The sequence below is a fragment of the Providencia sp. PROV209 genome (assembly GCF_028479485.1).
Classification (GTDB): Bacteria; Pseudomonadota; Gammaproteobacteria; order Enterobacterales; family Enterobacteriaceae; genus Providencia; species Providencia alcalifaciens.
Genome location: NZ_JAMPNR010000015.1, coordinates 157,543 through 174,639 on the forward strand (window position 1 = coordinate 157,543; position 17,097 = coordinate 174,639).

A 17,097-nucleotide genomic window follows, 5' to 3' on the forward strand; every position below is an offset into this window, starting at 1 on the left:
CACCTACCCATAGACTATGTTTCTAGGGCATTTAAAAAGGTGCGTAATAATTGATTCAATGCCTGCTGCTCGTCATGAGAAAGTGATGCGACCAAACGAGATTGGTTTTCGGTATGTGCAGTCACGACACGGTTTATCAACTCGAGTCCTTCCTCCGTTAAGCTCACTAAAAAGCCTCTCCCATCATCAGGATTAACATGACGAACAACATACCCCGCTTTTTCGAGCTGATCGATGCGATTAGTCATGGTGCCAGATGTGACCATTAATGTTGCCAGCATGTCACTGGGCGTTAAGGTGTAAGGGGCGCCTGCTCGACGCAGGGTAGCAAGTACGTCAAAACTTGATCGATTTAGACCAAATTGCGTAAACACCTTTTCCATTTCACGGGTGAGGTGGTGGGCGACGTTACCTAAGCGACCAATCAGCCCCATGGCGCTGATATCAAGGTCTGGGCGTTCTCGTTCCCATTGTTGAGTGATTTTATCTATTCTATCCATCGGTAAATCATACAACAAACTATCTTGACGTCAAACTAACTTGAATTTATCTTGACCTCAAGATAAATCAATTAGAGTGTAAACATGAATAGATATTGGATTCTATTTTTAACTGCGCTGGCGCCAATTGTATGGGGAAGTACCTACTTAGTGACCACTGAAATGCTGCCTGCGGGTATGCCTCTGACATTAGCCATGCTCCGTGCTTTACCCGCAGGATTGTTACTTTTACTATTTTTACGCAAATTGCCTCAGGGGATTTGGTGGGGACGAGTACTTATGCTTGGCATTTTAAATTTTTCGCTATTTTGGTGGCTGTTGTTTATCTCCGCATACCGTTTACCCGGTGGCGTAGCGGCAACGGTGGGTGCGATACAACCGTTGATTGTCTTGTTTCTGAGTCGATGGTTATTAAATAGTCCATTATCTCGCCTTTCTATTTTTGCGGCGTTGAGTGGTATTTTTGGTGTAGCAATTTTATTACTGACGCCAAGTGCCGCATTAGATGCTACGGGAATTATTGCAGGGCTTGGTGGTGCACTTTCGATGGCGGCGGGAACGGTATTAAGTCGTCACTGGCAGCCACCCGTTTCGGCATTAACTTTTACCTCGTGGCAATTAACTGCCGGAGGGGTAGTTTTACTGCCATTCGCATTGCTTCTTGAGCCTGCATTGCCATCGTTGAGTGTTTTAAATATTGTCGGGTTGAGCTATTTAACGTTGATTGGTGGCGCACTGACGTATGCATTATGGTTCAGAGGACTCGCCATTTTAGGTCCGAGTTCTGTGGCATCATTGGGCTTTTTAAGCCCGATGAGCGCAGTGATTCTAGGGTGGTTATGGCTTGATCAACAGTTGAGTCCATTGCAGTTACTGGGAATGTTAGTGATTTTACTCAGTGTATGGGGGAGCCAAAGAGTGGAGCGCAAATTAGCCTTGAAAAGGCGACAGCAAGAGGTTTAAATAGAAAAGCGCCGAATAGGCGCTCATTTCCGATACGTGGTGATTATGCTATTTCCAGATGAAGACAATACGATCGACATTGCCTCAGATGCTTACCTTCTTAAAGGTTTTCTGCTTGGGCAAGGGGAACAAATACTCGCTGAATTATCGGCGGTGATATCCCAAGCACCTCTACGTCATATGGAAACACCCAGTGGCTATGCCATGTCAGTCGCGATGACCAATTGTGGAGATTGGGGCTGGGTGACTGATCATCATGGTTACCGTTATTCTTCGATTGACCCGAACACTCAACAAGCATGGCCGCTAATGCCTGCATTATTTAAACAATTATCGATAAATGCCGCTGAAAAAGCAGGTTTCGTTGGTTTTGCCCCCGATGCCTGCTTAATAAATCGTTATGGTGTAGGTGCGAAAATGTCGTTGCATCAAGATAAAGATGAAGCCGATTTTTCTCAACCCATTGTCTCTTTTTCATTAGGGTTACCGGCGATATTTGATTTTGGCGGCTCAACGAGAGAGCATCCTCGTAAATCCATTGAATTGGAACATGGCGATGTATTCGTTTGGGGGGGACGTTCACGACTGAATTACCATGGTGTACGCCACATTAAATCAGGGGTTCATCCGCAATTCGGCGCGTATCGATTTAACCTCACATTTCGTCGTTCACAATCAGCAAAGTAATGCGATATCGATCCCCGATAAAATATCATTGAATATTGAATAATATACGCATATAACTGTTGGCTTGTTTTTAACACAACACGAGTTAACGGTAGGTTGCCAATGTACAGTTTTATTAACGATTATAATGAAATAGCGCACCCAGCAGTGATGGAAGAACTCAATAGTTTAGTGGGTAAGCGTTTTGAAGGGTATGGTACCGACACGTTATGCGCCAGTGTGGCTGAGCAAGTAAAACAGCGTATTGGTCGTCCAGATGCAGATATTCATTTCTTTAATGGTGGAACGATCACCAATTTAACGGCTATCTCCCATGTATTAAGACCGCATCAGGCTGCTATTGCTGTGGATTCGGGGCATATTGCCGTACATGAAACGGGTGCGATTGAAGCAACAGGACATAAAGTATTCACGGTACCTTCAGCGTCCGGTAAGTTGACACCCGCATTGATTAAACAAGTATTAGCGCACCACACTGATGAGCATTGTGTACAGCCAAAACTGGTATATATCAGTAACTCGACAGAGATTGGAACGGTTTATCGCAAAGACGAACTGATTGCACTGCGCCAGATTTGTGATGAACAGGGTTTATGGCTCTTTATGGATGGCGCGCGTTTGGCATCAGGATTAATGTCTCATGCAAGTGATGTCACCATTGAGGATCTGGCTCAGTTGACCGATATTTTTTATATTGGCGGCACTAAAATTGGCGCATTAACTGGCGAAATTTTAGTGATTCTAAACCCAAGCTTAAAATCTGATTTTCGCTTTAGCATCAAGCAAAAAGGTGGGTTACAGGCTAAAGGTTGGTTACTTGCAGCGCAATTTAACGCCCTGTTTAAAGATGATCTTTATTTTAAATTGGGTAAACATTTAAATGAGATGGCAATGCACTTAGCGGCATTCTTTACTCAGCAAGGTTTTGAATTCTTAGCGCCAGTTGAATCGAACCAAGTGTTTGTCGTGTTACCGGATGATTTAGCGAAAAAACTGCTTACTCACTATGTATTAAGTAGTATGCCAGCACCGGAAGCGGGTAAAACGTGTGTGCGTTTATGTACTTCGTGGTCAACAAGCGAGCAAGATGTTGAGGCATTTATTCGCGTATTTAAATCACTGCGTTAATTAAGTTAGTGTAAGCCCTGTGATTAGGGCTTACTTTCCAGCTAACAGGTGTCGTTCATGCTATCATCCTCAGCTTTAACGCTAAGCAGTGAGTTCCTTCTCAATTTTCATCACATGCTATAGATGTGAGGCAACAAATTTTTAGATAAATAGGTTATAAGTTAATGATGGTAATTTGGGTTGATGCGGATGCTTGTCCGAAAGTAATTAAAGAAGTGTTATATCGAGCAGCAGATAGAGAGAAAGTGCAAATTACGTTTGTGGCGAATCAGCGCTTGTCCGTTCCGCCTTCACCATTTTTAAAAACGTTACAAGTACCTGCGGGCTTTGATGTTGCGGATAATGAAATTGTTTTACGAGCGCAAGCGGGGGATTTAATTATTACCGCGGATATCCCATTGGCAGCAGAAGTGATGGAAAAAGGGGCTGTTGCGTTAAATCCACGAGGTGAACGTTACAGTGAGGCAACCATTCGTGAGCGTTTAACCATCCGAGATTTTATGGATACGATGCGAGCAAGTGGTGTGCAAACAGGGGGCCCCGCGAGTTTAAATCAGCGAGATCGTCAACAATTTGCTAATGAATTGGATAAGTGGTTACTGCAACGCAGAAAATCGTTGGCATAGTTGTTTTTGGGGAGCACATTTTTCGCTTAGGATGGAGTTTCAATAACCTGACATAGATTGCACTACGGTGAGTTATCTGTGTCTATAATAAAAAAATCCTCCTCAAATGTGAGACACCATGATGGATCCACTACACAGTATTGTGATTACGCTGTTTTTATTTGTTCTGACCTTTTTTAATCCTGGAGCTAACTTATTCACTGTTGTTCAAACGACGTTAAGTTCAGGTAAAAAAGCCGGATTAACATGTGGTTATGGCGTTGTCTTAGGGGATGCGATTTATTCAGGGTTAGGGTTATTTGGGCTGGTGGCTTTAATGACTCAATTTGAATCGTTATTTTCCCTGATTAAGATTTTAGGCGGTTTATACCTGCTGTATTACGCGATCAGTGTCTTTCGAAATAAAACGCAACTGTCTCTTGCAGCTGAAAATAAAACTGAAATTTTTCCGACAGGGGTTTATTTCCGTAGAGGATTAATTGCTGATCTATCTAACCCGCAAACCGTTTTATTTTTTATGAGTATTTTCTCTACGACGATTTCACCGTCAACACCGCTTTGGGCTAAACTTTTGATTTGGCTTGGAATTGTTTTAGCATCCCTTATTTGGCGTATTATATTATGCCAGACATTCTCATTATCCTCAGTTAGGCGTACTTATTCCCGTATTCATAAAGTTATTGGTAAAGGGGTTGGATTGATTTTAGGCGGATTAGCTTCTAAATTGATTTACCAAGGTATTACCGAGCTCGCCTTTAAAAAATAGACTCATGGGAAGATCAAGCATAGGAATAACCGCATAGTATTTGGCTGCCGTTCTAACATGGAACGCCGCACTATTACATTTTGCTTGTTTGGTGTTGGGGCAGGTGGATTCAAATGGCTCAAGCGGGGAAGCGTATTATCATGATCTGTTTTGGTATGTTAGTTCAGGGATATGTTGTGTATTAGAGGGGTTATTTCTATTGGGAATCGGGTTTTGTTAATTGGCTATATCATCAATATTCCGTGACGGTGTCACGTTTTTTGATGATATAGCGGAAGTTTGACTTAGTAAGGAAGTAATTTTGCCCCTTCCTGTGATGGGACTTCTTTTAATGTAATATAATAGGTATAATTCTTATTCTTCTCTGAACTTCGGGTGAAATTGGTCACCGTAAAGTTTGCGAGTGGAGAATAAAGCCTCTCACTCTCATTATCATTAAAGCCAAGTCCATCAGAAACATAAATCTCGTTTCCACTGTTACCCATGACAGTAAATATGACTTTTACCCCATTATCGCCAGACTTAGCAAAGCGTTCAGCGATATCGTATCTTGAAGAGGTGGAGAAAAACTGCCCTAATTGATAAACAGTTTTATGATCGTGATTTTTATCGGCATTAAAATGCTGTATTAATGTCTGGAGTCCTTCACTCGTCATTCTTTGCCCACGATACGTTTTCTTGTTTGTCATTGTTGGGGTATACCAGTTTTGTATTGCAGTCTCGACCAGTTGCTTCAGTTCTTCTGCATAGTATTTCAACTTAAATTTGTAATGTTTATTGCCTTTGGTAAAAATATTATCGCCATGAACACGCTCATATTCGTTGATGACGTCACTACCTCTTAAGCTTGCGCTTTGAGTGGATGAACCATAAAGATATCGCACTTGCGCATTAATCGCTTCACAGCCAGCATTACTTTGGTAAATCAATGCAAAATTGTTGTTTTGTTCATCAATTTTTTGGTCTTCGGCTTCTTGTAATTGAATCTTTTCCAATTGAGCATTAATTTGTGTGAGTTCTTTGTTAATTGAAGGAAGACTCTTCTTCTCAGAGCATATTGTCTGTGTTAATTCATTATTTTTTGTTTTATATTTAAATATTCTCCGATTGAGATAGTTACTAAATTCAGAGGCTGTAATATGGCTCTTTTTGCTCTCCGCTATTTCAGCCGCAATCTTTAACTCTGATTTATAACGGTTACCAAAAAAGAGTTTTTTTAAAAAACTGTTACTTGGTTGCTCGCGAATCTGTTTGTTTTTGATACGAATTATGCTATCACTGCCATACTGATCGGATATTTTCATCAATTCAGGTAATACTCCCTCTTGTATATGTTTAATCTCTTTTTGTTGTTCATGAAACAGACTTTGATGGCTTTCAATTGTATTATTAATTACTTTAAGCTGGTTGGTGAGCGTTTGTTTTTTCTCACTAAGTGCTTGCTTAGAAAGGGTCTGTATGTATTGAGTTGATTGAGTATTAGTATTAATAGTAGACATTGTTTTCTTCCAGAGTTAATTATATGTGTTGATATATTCACAGCTAACATACCAAACGGTTATTAAGTAACTTGCAAAAAGCAATGTTATGCATGGAAAATCACCAATATCTAAAAAAATGGCGAAGGTTATTTATATGATGGAAGGGGACATTCCTCGTTGGCGGTCAGTTTGACCCATTCAGAGACTTCATCATATGTCCCTTTGAATACCACTCGATCCAATTTTTTACTCAATTGATAACGATACATCGGGTCATAATATTCATGGAGAAGCGGGGTTAGCCACGAAAAATGGACATCAGTTTTTTCGGTTTGGCGCTGAGCGATTAAAGCCTCATCGAGTAATTTTGTTAGCTCAATGGCTCGTTGGGAGCCTAAACGTTTACGTATCGCATACAATCCATGATGTAAATATTCACTGTAGGCAATCCAACCTTGTTCTTCACCGAATGCAGTCAAAAAATCATGGGTCATTCGGTCAAAGTATTCTTCTTTTAACCTTTCAATGCGCCGCTCAAAAGGATCTTCAACAACAGCGATGGTTGCGGTTTCCATTGCTCGACGTAGTGAATCAGGCAGGCTGTTAACACCAATCGCACGACCTTCATCTTCTACTATCCATCGGTTGTGCTTGGGGGCTTTTTTTAACATAGAAACCGCTAGATGGTTCTCGAACGTGGCTTGTGAAAACTGGGTTTCTAATGTACGGCCAAAAGAGGAGCCGCGATGATGAGCAATCCCTTCGAGATCAATTCCATTATCGAAGCTTTGGACCAATAATGTTTTTCCATTCCCCGTACAGCCACCAATTAATAGTATTGGGCGCAGTGCTAATTCATCAATGGCATCAAGGGTGGTTTGGCGCAAATTTTTATACCCTCCATTGATGAGTGGGTAGTCTATACCGGCGTCTTTTAGCCATTGTTGTGCTATATGCGAACGCATTCCACCACGAGCACAACAAAGATAGCCCTCAGGGTGTTGTTGGCACACTGCTTTCCAAGCATTAATTCGGTTTTCTCGCACTTCTCCAGATACTAATTGATGACCTAACTCGACGGCTTTTTTTGAACCTTTTTGTTTATAGCACGTACCTACAGCAGCACGTTCCTCGTCATTCATTAACGGTAAATTGAGTGCAGATGGCATGGCACCTTGTTTAAACTCAATAGGAGCACGAACATCAATAATTGGGGTGTCAGAAGCGAGGATCTGGCGAATTTCAAGAGTGGATAGCGCTAATTCCATAATAAATAAAATGATTCATATCAATTCAGATTTCAATGAAGGCTACTATACTCCTAAATAGGCAGGATGGCACCTTATCTGGGACGAAAAGAGAATGGAGTGCTATATTGAAAGTCGTCTTTCAACTTTCGAAGGGGTAATGACATGAAAATACTAACGCTGCAAGAAATGACTGAAACTCAAAAAATGCGGGTGAGACAACGGTTAGCTCAAGAGCGTAAAAGTGTAGGGCGTGATTTAACCAATTCAGAAGAGAACAAAGTCAGAAAACAGATCATTACTGAAATATCAGCTGAAGTTGAAAAAGAAGTGAAAGCAAAAAGAACCCAAAAGAAAAAAGAACGTGTAAGTGAAAGTTCTGCGACATACAACTGGTCATCGAATAACCATACTCGAGGTCATCGCTAGCAAAATTTTAGTATTCCATCCCATATTCACTCGATGAGCACTTACTGGTAAGTGCTTTTTTTATGCCATAAAAAAAGCCAAGTTTTTTAAATATTACAGGCGTATACTGATTATTAGCATTCTTATAATTGCAATTTAAATAATATCAGTGGGGCTGTAATATGACTCTGAGCAAGACAGAAGAACATGAACCGTTTGGTACTTTACTTGGCTATGCCCCTGGTGGTGTTGCGATTTATTCATCAGATTACAGCTCTATTCCTGATCTCGAAAAGCAAGAAGATATCTCTTTTCGCAGCTATATCAATAATGAGTACATGGGCTATAAATGGCAATGTGTTGAGTTTGCCCGCCGCTTTCTTTACCTCAACTATGGCGTCGTATTCACGGATGTCGGGATGGCGTATGAAATTTTCGCATTACGCTTTTTACGCCATGTGGTAGACGATGGTATTTTGCCATTACGCGCCTATAAAAATGGCAGTCGCATGAAGCCTTCCGCGGGGAGTTTGTTGATTTGGGATGAGGGCGGCGAATTTCAACATACTGGGCATGTCGCTGTTATTACAAAAGTTTTTGACAACAAAGTGAGAGTTGTGGAGCAAAATGTTTTGCACCATAAACTACCTGTGGGGCAACAATGGACTCGAGAACTTCCGTTAACGTTTGATGACGGAATCTATACGTTATCTGACACATTCACAGATACCACAATCCTCGGTTGGATGGTACAGACGGATAATGACCAGTATGCCTATGAAGAGCCTGAGATTGATCCCCAATTAATGAAGTTGCATGCTGCTAGAGTAGATAGCCAAATTAATTTCAATCAGAATTGGTTAGATGAATCTAACCCTATCGAATTAGCGTATGTTAAGGCGAATCACGGTCATAAGATTAGTGCCGATCCACACGAGTATTTCACGATTTCAAGTACCGCTGAAAACCAATTGATGCAAGCGACAAACGAAGTTCACTTGATGTATTTACATGCAACTGAAAAAGTTTTGAAAGATGATAATCTTTTGAAATTATTTAATATTCCTGAAATCCTTTGGCCTCGTTTACGTTTGTCATGGCAAAATAGAAGGCATGACATGGTAACGGGGCGACTTGATTTTTGTATGGATCAGCGAGGACTGAAAGTGTATGAGTACAATGCGGACTCAGCATCTTGTCATACAGAAACTGGATTAATCATTGATAAATGGTCAAAAATCAGTGGGATAAGCACAGGATGGAATCCCGGTGAGCGCTTGCAAGAATTGCTCACAGATACTTGGAAGCATACAACAGCAAAACCCTTTATTCATATCATGCAGGATAAAGACAATGAAGAGGACTATCACGCACTGTTTATGGCTCAATCGATCATTGCTGCAGGATTTGAATGCAAGATTATTCATGGTTTAGACGAATTAGTCTGGAATGAAACGGGTCAAGTTGTGGATGGTGATGGGCGAATACTTCAATGCGTATGGAAAACATGGGCATGGGAAACTGCGTTGGAACAATTACGCCAAGAAAGTGAGAACGATATTAAATTTTCGGGTTTGCCTATCCGAACAGGACACCCTCACCATAATGATGTTCGATTGATTGATGTGTTGTTGCGCCCAGAAATTTGTGTTTTCGAACCGTTATGGACCGTGATCCCTGGTAATAAAGCTATTTTGCCTATTTTATGGTCACTGTTTCCGCATCACCCATATTTATTGGATACCGACTTTGAAATTAACGATGAGTTACGTCAAACCGGTTATGCCGTGAAACCGATAGCGGGGCGTTGTGGTAACAATATTGGCTTGGTGGATCATCAAGATGAAGTTCTTGATGAAACGTGTGGTCAATTTGCCTATCAAGAGAACGTTTATCAACAACTGTGGTGTTTGCCTAAAGTTGCTGACCGTTATATTCAAGTGTGTACCTTCACCGTTGGCGGGCATTATGGTGGCGCATGTTTGCGTTCAGATCCTTCTTTGGTGATTAAGAAAGACAGCGATATTGAGCCTCTTTGGGTGCTTGAAGACGACGAGTATTTAAAGCAAGGTAACTAAAAAAATGGCGCTATCTTTGATATTGAAGATAGCGCCACTTTCGACAGACGACTAATTAGAATTGGTACACTAAACCAAGACCTAATACGTTATCAGTGTTGATATCGTGATCACGCGTAAAATCATTTTTATTGAGTAAGTTAATTTTGTAATCAATCACGGCAGACATGTTGTTATTGAAATCATAAGCGGCACCAACAGCCAAATATTTAACTAAATATTTGCTACCGTAATCACCCAAATCTTTCCCTTTAGATTGGTTATAGCCAATAGAAGGGGTTAGACCAAAATCTAAAGTATAAGTCGCTACAACTTCTAAGTTTTCTGATTTATTCGCAACAGCCTCTGCATCATCATGACCATAACGGGTTGTATTCAGGGCTTGACCATACATTGCGGCGAGGTAGAAATCTTCCCATTCAAATTTACCACCGACATTCCAAACTTCCGCTCGTTTACCGGTTGCGCCAACTGAGCCATCACGTTGTCCAGGAGTACGCGTTGAATTGGCATAGCCACCACCCAACGTGACGCCGTAACCTAATTCATAAGCGGTTGAAAAGCCGTAACCATCACCGTTGTTTTGTAATGCATCATCGCCTGAAGATTTGTTTTGATCGCCATTTTTTCCTTGGTATTGCAGGGCAAAACTTAATCCATCAACATAACCGAACATATTATTATTACGGTAAGTGAGTAGATTACGGTTACGACCTGTCATGAAGTTATCTTCTTGATCCATGGTGTCTGCGCCCCATAAAGGCAGAACATCAGTCCAAGCGTTAGTATCGTAAATCACACCATAGTTACGACCATAATCCAGTGAACCAAAATCAGCAAACTTTAACCCTGCATAGGCTAAGCGATTTTGGTTTTCATTGTCACTCTCAGATTTATTGGTTGGTGTCTCCCACTCATAGCGACCATAGCCAGTGAGTTGATCGTTGATTTGGGTGTCACCACGGAACCCTAAACGAACGCGTGAATCATCACCATCCTCACCACTTTTCGAGTCTGCAATATAGTGACGTACGTCAATTTGTCCGTAAACATCAAATTTATTGCCATCTTTGTTATACACTTCGGCGGCATTCGCTGAACCGGTGACGGCTAGAATTGTGATAAGTGTTGCTAATTTATTGTATTTCATATAAAAATCCTTTAAAAAGCGTATAAATCAGTTGATTTTATGCATAGATAAGAAATAAATCGCACATATTATCAATGTAAGTTACTAATTCAGGCAATCAAAAATTAAATGAGAATTATTCAATAAGTCGATTAAACTGAACTAAATGTGATTACTCGCAAATTATATTGCTAAGTCATTGTTTGAACGGTAATAACAGAATACTGAGGAGTTCAGGGTTATGGCTTCATTGTGGTGAGCCATAACCCTTTAAGAATGAAACTAGAGCTAATTTAAAAATAAATCTGTTTGTAGTTTTTGTGCAATGGGGCAACATAATTGAAGATGTTGCCGTTTAAACCCACGCTGAAATAGCCAAAACCACTCTCCGCTATTGTCGAGTATTAGACCTGCATCTCGATAGCCGGCTTGATAAAGTACGGGATGGTATTTTGCTAATCCGCCATTTATTGGCACTTGAAGATAGATAAGCCGACCATGAGGCAACTCACTGAGTTCATTGATAATGTCTTGTGTTACTTGGTGAATAATGACGTTTATGCGCGCATTAACATCAGTTATTTCTATCGGAAACGCGTGTCGTATTGACTCGATGGAAGACGGTGATTTGTTACCGAATGGAACACTCAGTAATGAAAGTGTATTTGGTTGTCCGTTCATCTTACCTAATGTTGGCACGGGTCTAGGTTGTAAAGCCTGAACACCGACAACAACGCTCTCAAAATGACCCGATTCAAATGGTGAACTGACATAGTCCCGTAAAAGAGCTGTCGTATGGAAACCTAGATTTATTGCCAACTGCTGTGAACGAGAATGGCTACATACCATTTTAATAGTGAGTGTTGTTAATTGCTGTTTATGTGCTTCATCATATAGGTACTTGCCAAGTTTGAATGCTATACCACGATGCTGGGCCATAGGATGGATAACAATCATCGCCAACTCTGCACACGTGGCGTGGTTATTCTCCCGTCTTAAGGCTGCGTGTCCGATAATCTTATTATTTATTACTGCGACAGCACTGTACCAATTGTGTTGTGTATTACGCCAAGTGATCATTGCTGGAACATAAAGATCAGAATAAACATAGCGTTCAGCGTATATCTCACGAAAGAGAGCGCTGATTTCATTGGCATCTGTGACTTGAAAGCGCCTGATAATCATCTTCTACTCTTCTTCGTCACATATGTACGGCGATCGATAATGCGCTGTAATTTACCCGTTCGAGTGCTACAGATGAGCTCATCGGGTTTGCACCATTCAATAATCCAATGTAATGGTTCAGATTTATGACTCTCTGTTTGGATGATATTAAACAGCATATCGGAATGCGTTTTATTGCCGGAAAAAGCAATACGTAATGTTAATTGGTTACTGTGTTCATCGTGCGCCAATATTATTTGCCATTGTTGTCTACCGAGTTTTTCGGTAATAAGCATGTCAATATCGTCAGGGTAAATCGTCGAGAGACCAACTCGGATGCGATGACCAAAACTACTTCGACCTTGCAAAATGAACTTACGAGCCGGTTTTCCCATAGGTTCCGACCAAGCAGCAATATCACCAACAGGGTAGCGAATCAGCGGCATAAGTTTGCGCGTTAAGTTTGTGACAACCAGCATGCCTGTCCGATTTTCATCCTTAATAGGTTCACCCGTCATCTCATCAATAATTTCGATAATAGTTTCGGGTTCAAAAACTCGGTGCTCACCAACATGACACTGTGGGTCACTCTGACCTATCAAACCTGAATCAACACCGGCACACCCGATAGAGGCAATACGGGCATGAGGAAAAATACGTTTAAGTAATAATAATTGTTCTGCAAATAAGCTTTCGCCGCCAAAGAGAATAAGCGAAATTTCAAATAGTTGCTTATGTTGCTCCTCAGCTTTTGCTGCTAACCGTAATAACGTGGCGGGCACACCAGCGAGGACATTGATTTTATATTGGCTTATTTGATCAAATAAGCTTTGAGGCTCTATTGACCCACTAAATGGATATTCACATATGGGAATATCCACATGGGAAAGCGCCTGATGAATGAATAAGAAGCTAGAGTATAGGTCTCCAGCAAAGAATAGATTTCCAACGCGATCGCCCGATTGTAATTGGACTGATAGGCTACGGCTAAAGCTGGTCACGAAGGTACGCCATTCGCTACGAGTATAGAGGGATAATTTACAGGCACCACTGGTGCCTGCTGTTTTAAAGGCAAAACCATCGGTAAAAGGGGCAGTTAATACTGGCCAACGGGTCAACTCATGACTTTCAGCCCAATAATTTGCAGGTTCAATCAGAGGTAAATCACATAGCTGCCAGCCATGTTTGGGAACTTGCTGATAATGTCGAGCATAATAAAGAGAATGCTGGCGAGCAAATTCGACAAGTTGTTCAAGAGATAATGTGGACGTGTCATTCATATATGTTTTCATTGTAGTTATATTCATCTATTCCAACAGTTATGTTTGGGAATGCTTAACGTTTATCTATGACTAATGGTGTTTTTCCACTATGAGGATGACGCTCAAACTCAATTAATGGGCGGCTTATTACTTCAATTTCAAGTAAAGCAGCATCGAGTATCATTAATAGTAGAGGATAACTTTTGACACGATTCTTAACTTCGGTTGCATCACCGTCCGTCAAAATACGTATCCGTTCTGATCGGCTATGAGGATTGTGATCTAAAATGAATTGTACGGGAGCCTCTGCCAATAGAGCCAGTTGTTGCATAGGGATAAATGCTGTCCCAATACGTGTTAGATTGTCATGACGTCCCAGTAATTCAAAGCGTGGAGTGAGGGCACCGCATGCACAAGGACCTTTAACCCAACGCCCAAGATCGCCAATATCGTAGCGAATAACCCGATGACCTTCACGGTTTCTGGAGGTAAAGAGTAAACGACCTATTTCACCAAATTTAACGGGAGTATCGTTCTGAATCTCGACAATCTCTAGCCACTGGATATCTGCCATTAAATGAAATACGCCATCTCTACTTGCTTTACAGGAATGACCCAGAGTACCTGCATCTATGGAGCCATATAGTACAGAACGGATGATTTCGATATTAAAGCTATGCAAAAATTCTCGCTGGGCATGGCTCATTGACTCACCTCCAGTCAATAATTTACGAATGCCGCCATAACGACGTAGCCGAGATTCTTGTTGCTGGAATAACGAGGAAAGGGTGCTTGGCATACCGAGGAGAGTATTGACTTGCTGGCTCTCGATCATTTTGACAATTTCGTCATAGTTGGTATTTTTCGGTCCTCCCATTGGAAGATGCATCACATCGGCTTTATCAAGGATGGTGAAAAAACTGAGTAATCCACCATATAAATTTCCGGAAAACATCAAATTCAGCACCTTGTCATTCACAGGGTCGAGACCCGCAGCGTATATCCCATCCGCAGCAGCTTGCATTTGAAGGTGGTAATCACGATAAGTAAAGCCTGATAGCTTAGGCGTACCACAGCTACCCCCACTGCGGAAAAATAATTTTGCACTAGGTTGAATCGCGTTTTCAGTGAATAACGATTTATCCATAATGGGTTGTTCGATGAGTAAACTGGGCGCTTGTGGAGGGAGATTGAGCGTGGCTAAACCTGATAAATTCTTTGCATCAAGGGTTACGCTAACCCGTCTAACCAGTTGGTTTAATGCAAAAACACCATCGTGCGGCTCCCCGTTATATCCTGAATGCATACTTGCTGGTGTTGTAATGCGATTAACTCCAGCAGTCAATAATAGCTGGCTCAGACTTGCCGTTTCATTTGTTGTCGCGATGAGCGCACAGGTTTGCAAGTAAGCACGCCATGGACGTAAAGTTTCAATCAGTTTATGGCGAGGCAATGGGCGCAATAAAAGTGTTCTATATAGCGGGGATGGTTCAAATTCAACCGTATTTTTTAGCCAGATACGCCAGTTATCACCTTTCCAGCATCGGTTTTGCGCATCAGTAAAAACACGGTCTAATTCGTTAAAAGCGTTTGTGGCGGTAATGTCCGCTGCAGATTTTGCATCTGGTTGCTGAAAGAGCCAATGATGACAACGTCGATGCATTGCTTGTGCAAGATGGTGACCCATTTTGATAAGCGCTGGCAAGGATTCGGTATCGACAAAGATAATTTGTGGACTTGAGCATGCCTGTTGATTGAATCGGCAAACTTCATCTGCCAGTTCATCTAGCTGTTTATCGTTAATGGTATTTTGCGTTATCCAAGCAAAGCTGATTTTATGCCCCCAGGGGATCCAACGACAATTAGGTGAAAGCTGATTTCTGATAGTTGTTAGTGTGTTATCGCCTCCCCATGCTGAAACGCCATCAACATGTTTCATCAAGAGGGGAAGACTATTTATTGCGATGGGTAAAATGGCAATATAGTTCGCCAGCGTATGGGTTTCATCACATTCAAGAAATGCCTGTAACAATGTAAACGTCACACCTTGTTCACTTGTACTTGTTCTCAGCCAGTTAATATTACCGACTAACAAACTTTCTATTATTGCCAGAAAAGGAAGTAATGTGGCATTTGCTGGCGTGATATGCAGCACTACGCCAAGGGGACGCCAACTTTCAAATTGAGGCTGAGATAAATGGAAACGTCGTAAAGAAAAGGGGTCGTTCCCCAGTTCATGTTCGAGTTTAAAGCGCAATGCTTGGGGATGGCACAATTGCCTAATTTCTTTTCGAAGTATTTCATCAACTTGAGGCAAAAAAGAGCGCTCTTCTAATCGAGTGATAAAACGTTCAGCACAAGCCAATAGGGCATCGAGAGGTAAAAGTTGCCCCAACGTGATAGGTAACATATCAGTCAATATGTTAAGGGACTGCTCGGGATTAAAGCTAGGGTAATATTTTCCATAAATGAAATACATATTATTTTCCTTGCAGTAACTCTGAAGCGGCTAATGCACAACTTCGTGTTTCATGTTGAGTTGCACGCCCAATCAGTTGGAACCAATCCGTTTGTATGCCGCATCCACACTCAGCGGCTTGATGGAGGATGGCTAAATCACTCATTACGATGCTATGTGCTGGGCAAGAGGTGATATATGGAGACACAAAGTGTAAAAAGCCACTTTCTCCATATCCTTTAATTTCAAAGGAATAGGTATCGCGGACCCACGCTTTGGCGTATACCGGAATATGGAAATTGTGATGAATACATTCAATATAAGGAACGCCATGTTCAATGGCACCATAACCATCTCGACAACGTTCATCAATGATCCCGAATTGCTCTTGAAGCCTTTTATAGAGTATGGTTTTCGGTATTTCTTGGTCTGCATATGTTTTCCAACCACCGCTGAAAAGTGTTAGTGAATTAGCAGGTAAAGCAAGCGGTGGTAAATTCATTTCTTTCATCATTTCAAGCACAAACCAGATAAAAGCAGGAAAGCCAAAGATACGTACGGGGGCATCATCGAGAGCAAAGTGCTGCAGTGCTTGAATTACCCCAAATGGATCAAATTCATAACCTTTTCCTGTATGACGCAAAGCATAAACAACCTGTTTGATTGGTGCGTACTTGCATAAAAATTGATCGGTATAGGCTGTGCCTAGTGTGATGGCATCAATAGGCTCGTAACTGAGCAAAAGATAATTACACGGTGTTTCTGGGGTAACCCATTCATAATATTGAAATATGTGGTCTAACATACCTTGTAGAGATTTAATACTACGTTCATCAAAACGCATACGACTTTTTTGCCCCATCGTGCCTGAAGATGTTAGCTCCAGTGCGTTATGACCCGTATGACTGAGTAAAAGGTTATATTTGAAATAGTTAGCAAAGATTGGGGGTAAATCACTCCATGAGCTGAGCTGTGGAGATTCAGGGTCAATATGATGATGAATTAACCATTGCGCATATTTGGGTGTGTTTTTGACATGAAAAGCAGTGAGTTCTCGCATCGCGTTGTTGAACAATAATTCACTTGCCGCTGTACAATGATAAGGGTGCTGTAGTTTACATAACTCGTCCACAGCAGGGACTGATATCATGAGATATTTCCTTTAAAAATCGTTACATCCAAGGAATACTCAGAAAGTAT

The 17,097-nt window shown here is 41.3% G+C and carries 15 protein-coding genes; 7 read left to right on the forward strand and 8 right to left on the reverse strand.

The genetic code is table 11. The features are described from left to right. Positions 1–14 precede the first annotated feature (14 nt). Positions 15–500 carry a MarR family winged helix-turn-helix transcriptional regulator gene (locus tag PR795_RS11775; protein WP_006659815.1) on the reverse strand — a complete coding sequence of 162 codons (486 nt, stop codon included), beginning with the start codon at positions 498–500 and terminating at the stop codon, positions 15–17. An 84-nt stretch (positions 501–584) separates the two neighbouring features. Here PR795_RS11775 and PR795_RS11780 point away from each other — a divergent pair, with 84 nt between their 5' ends. The 5 genes from PR795_RS11780 to PR795_RS11800 all read left to right on the forward strand — a co-directional run bounded on the left by PR795_RS11780 (position 585) and on the right by PR795_RS11800 (position 4,670). Further along, entirely contained in the window at positions 585–1,463 is an 879-nt protein-coding gene (locus tag PR795_RS11780) for an EamA family transporter (RefSeq protein ID WP_181480853.1), read from the forward strand. A 45-nt stretch (positions 1,464–1,508) separates the two neighbouring features. After that, positions 1,509–2,150 carry a DNA oxidative demethylase AlkB gene (gene alkB / locus PR795_RS11785; RefSeq protein ID WP_036963683.1) on the forward strand — a complete coding sequence of 214 codons (642 nt, stop codon included), beginning with the start codon at positions 1,509–1,511 and terminating at the stop codon, positions 2,148–2,150. A 102-nt stretch (positions 2,151–2,252) separates the two neighbouring features. Next, positions 2,253–3,278, forward strand: a complete 1,026-nt coding sequence (locus tag PR795_RS11790; protein ID WP_036965749.1) for a threonine aldolase family protein — start codon at positions 2,253–2,255, stop codon at positions 3,276–3,278. A 167-nt stretch (positions 3,279–3,445) separates the two neighbouring features. Beyond that, the gene (locus tag PR795_RS11795) at positions 3,446–3,904 is read left to right on the forward strand and encodes a YaiI/YqxD family protein (protein WP_006661738.1); all 459 of its coding nucleotides are present in this window, start codon (positions 3,446–3,448) and stop codon (positions 3,902–3,904) included. A 121-nt stretch (positions 3,905–4,025) separates the two neighbouring features. After that, a complete protein-coding gene (locus tag PR795_RS11800) occupies positions 4,026–4,670 on the forward strand; it encodes a LysE family transporter (RefSeq protein ID WP_181480912.1) in 645 nt (214 codons plus the stop codon). Positions 4,671–4,954: 284 nt separating this feature from the next. Here PR795_RS11800 and PR795_RS11805 read toward each other — a convergent pair whose 3' ends face one another. Next, complete coding sequence (locus PR795_RS11805) at positions 4,955–6,169, reverse strand: hypothetical protein (RefSeq protein WP_272516850.1); 1,215 nt, start codon at positions 6,167–6,169, stop codon at positions 4,955–4,957. A gap of 128 nt (positions 6,170–6,297) precedes the next feature. Next, a complete protein-coding gene (gene mnmH, locus PR795_RS11810; RefSeq protein WP_036963691.1) occupies positions 6,298–7,419 on the reverse strand; it encodes a tRNA 2-selenouridine(34) synthase MnmH in 1,122 nt (373 codons plus the stop codon). Positions 7,420–7,563: 144 nt separating this feature from the next. On the opposite strand from mnmH, the gene PR795_RS11815 reads away from it, so the two are divergent. Then, positions 7,564–7,827 (forward strand): DUF3811 domain-containing protein, encoded by a 264-nt coding sequence (locus PR795_RS11815; RefSeq protein WP_006659807.1) that lies wholly within the window; start codon positions 7,564–7,566, stop codon positions 7,825–7,827. Positions 7,828–7,988: 161 nt separating this feature from the next. After that, on the forward strand, positions 7,989–9,884 hold the full coding sequence (gene gss, locus PR795_RS11820; protein WP_154636600.1) for a bifunctional glutathionylspermidine amidase/synthase: 1,896 nt from the start codon (positions 7,989–7,991) through the stop codon (positions 9,882–9,884). Between the two features lie 55 nt (positions 9,885–9,939). Here gss and PR795_RS11825 read toward each other — a convergent pair whose 3' ends face one another. The 5 genes from PR795_RS11825 to PR795_RS11845 form a co-directional block, all read right to left on the reverse strand. Then, positions 9,940–11,034: a porin gene (locus PR795_RS11825; RefSeq protein WP_036963696.1), complete on the reverse strand. Its 1,095-nt coding sequence runs from the start codon at positions 11,032–11,034 to the stop codon at positions 9,940–9,942. 267 nt (positions 11,035–11,301) lie between these two features. After that, entirely contained in the window at positions 11,302–12,198 is an 897-nt protein-coding gene (locus PR795_RS11830) for a GNAT family N-acetyltransferase (protein ID WP_181480856.1), read from the reverse strand. Next, positions 12,195–13,457, reverse strand: a complete 1,263-nt coding sequence (locus PR795_RS11835; protein WP_232373819.1) for a phenylacetate--CoA ligase family protein — start codon at positions 13,455–13,457, stop codon at positions 12,195–12,197. The genes PR795_RS11830 and PR795_RS11835 overlap by 4 nt, the downstream gene beginning before the upstream one ends. Positions 13,458–13,512: 55 nt before the next feature. Beyond that, entirely contained in the window at positions 13,513–15,918 is a 2,406-nt protein-coding gene (locus tag PR795_RS11840) for an acyl-CoA reductase (RefSeq protein WP_181480858.1), read from the reverse strand. A 1-nt stretch (position 15,919) separates the two neighbouring features. Beyond that, on the reverse strand, positions 15,920–17,047 hold the full coding sequence (locus tag PR795_RS11845; RefSeq protein WP_181480859.1) for a LuxE/PaaK family acyltransferase: 1,128 nt from the start codon (positions 17,045–17,047) through the stop codon (positions 15,920–15,922). Between the last annotated feature and the right edge of the window lie 50 nt (positions 17,048–17,097).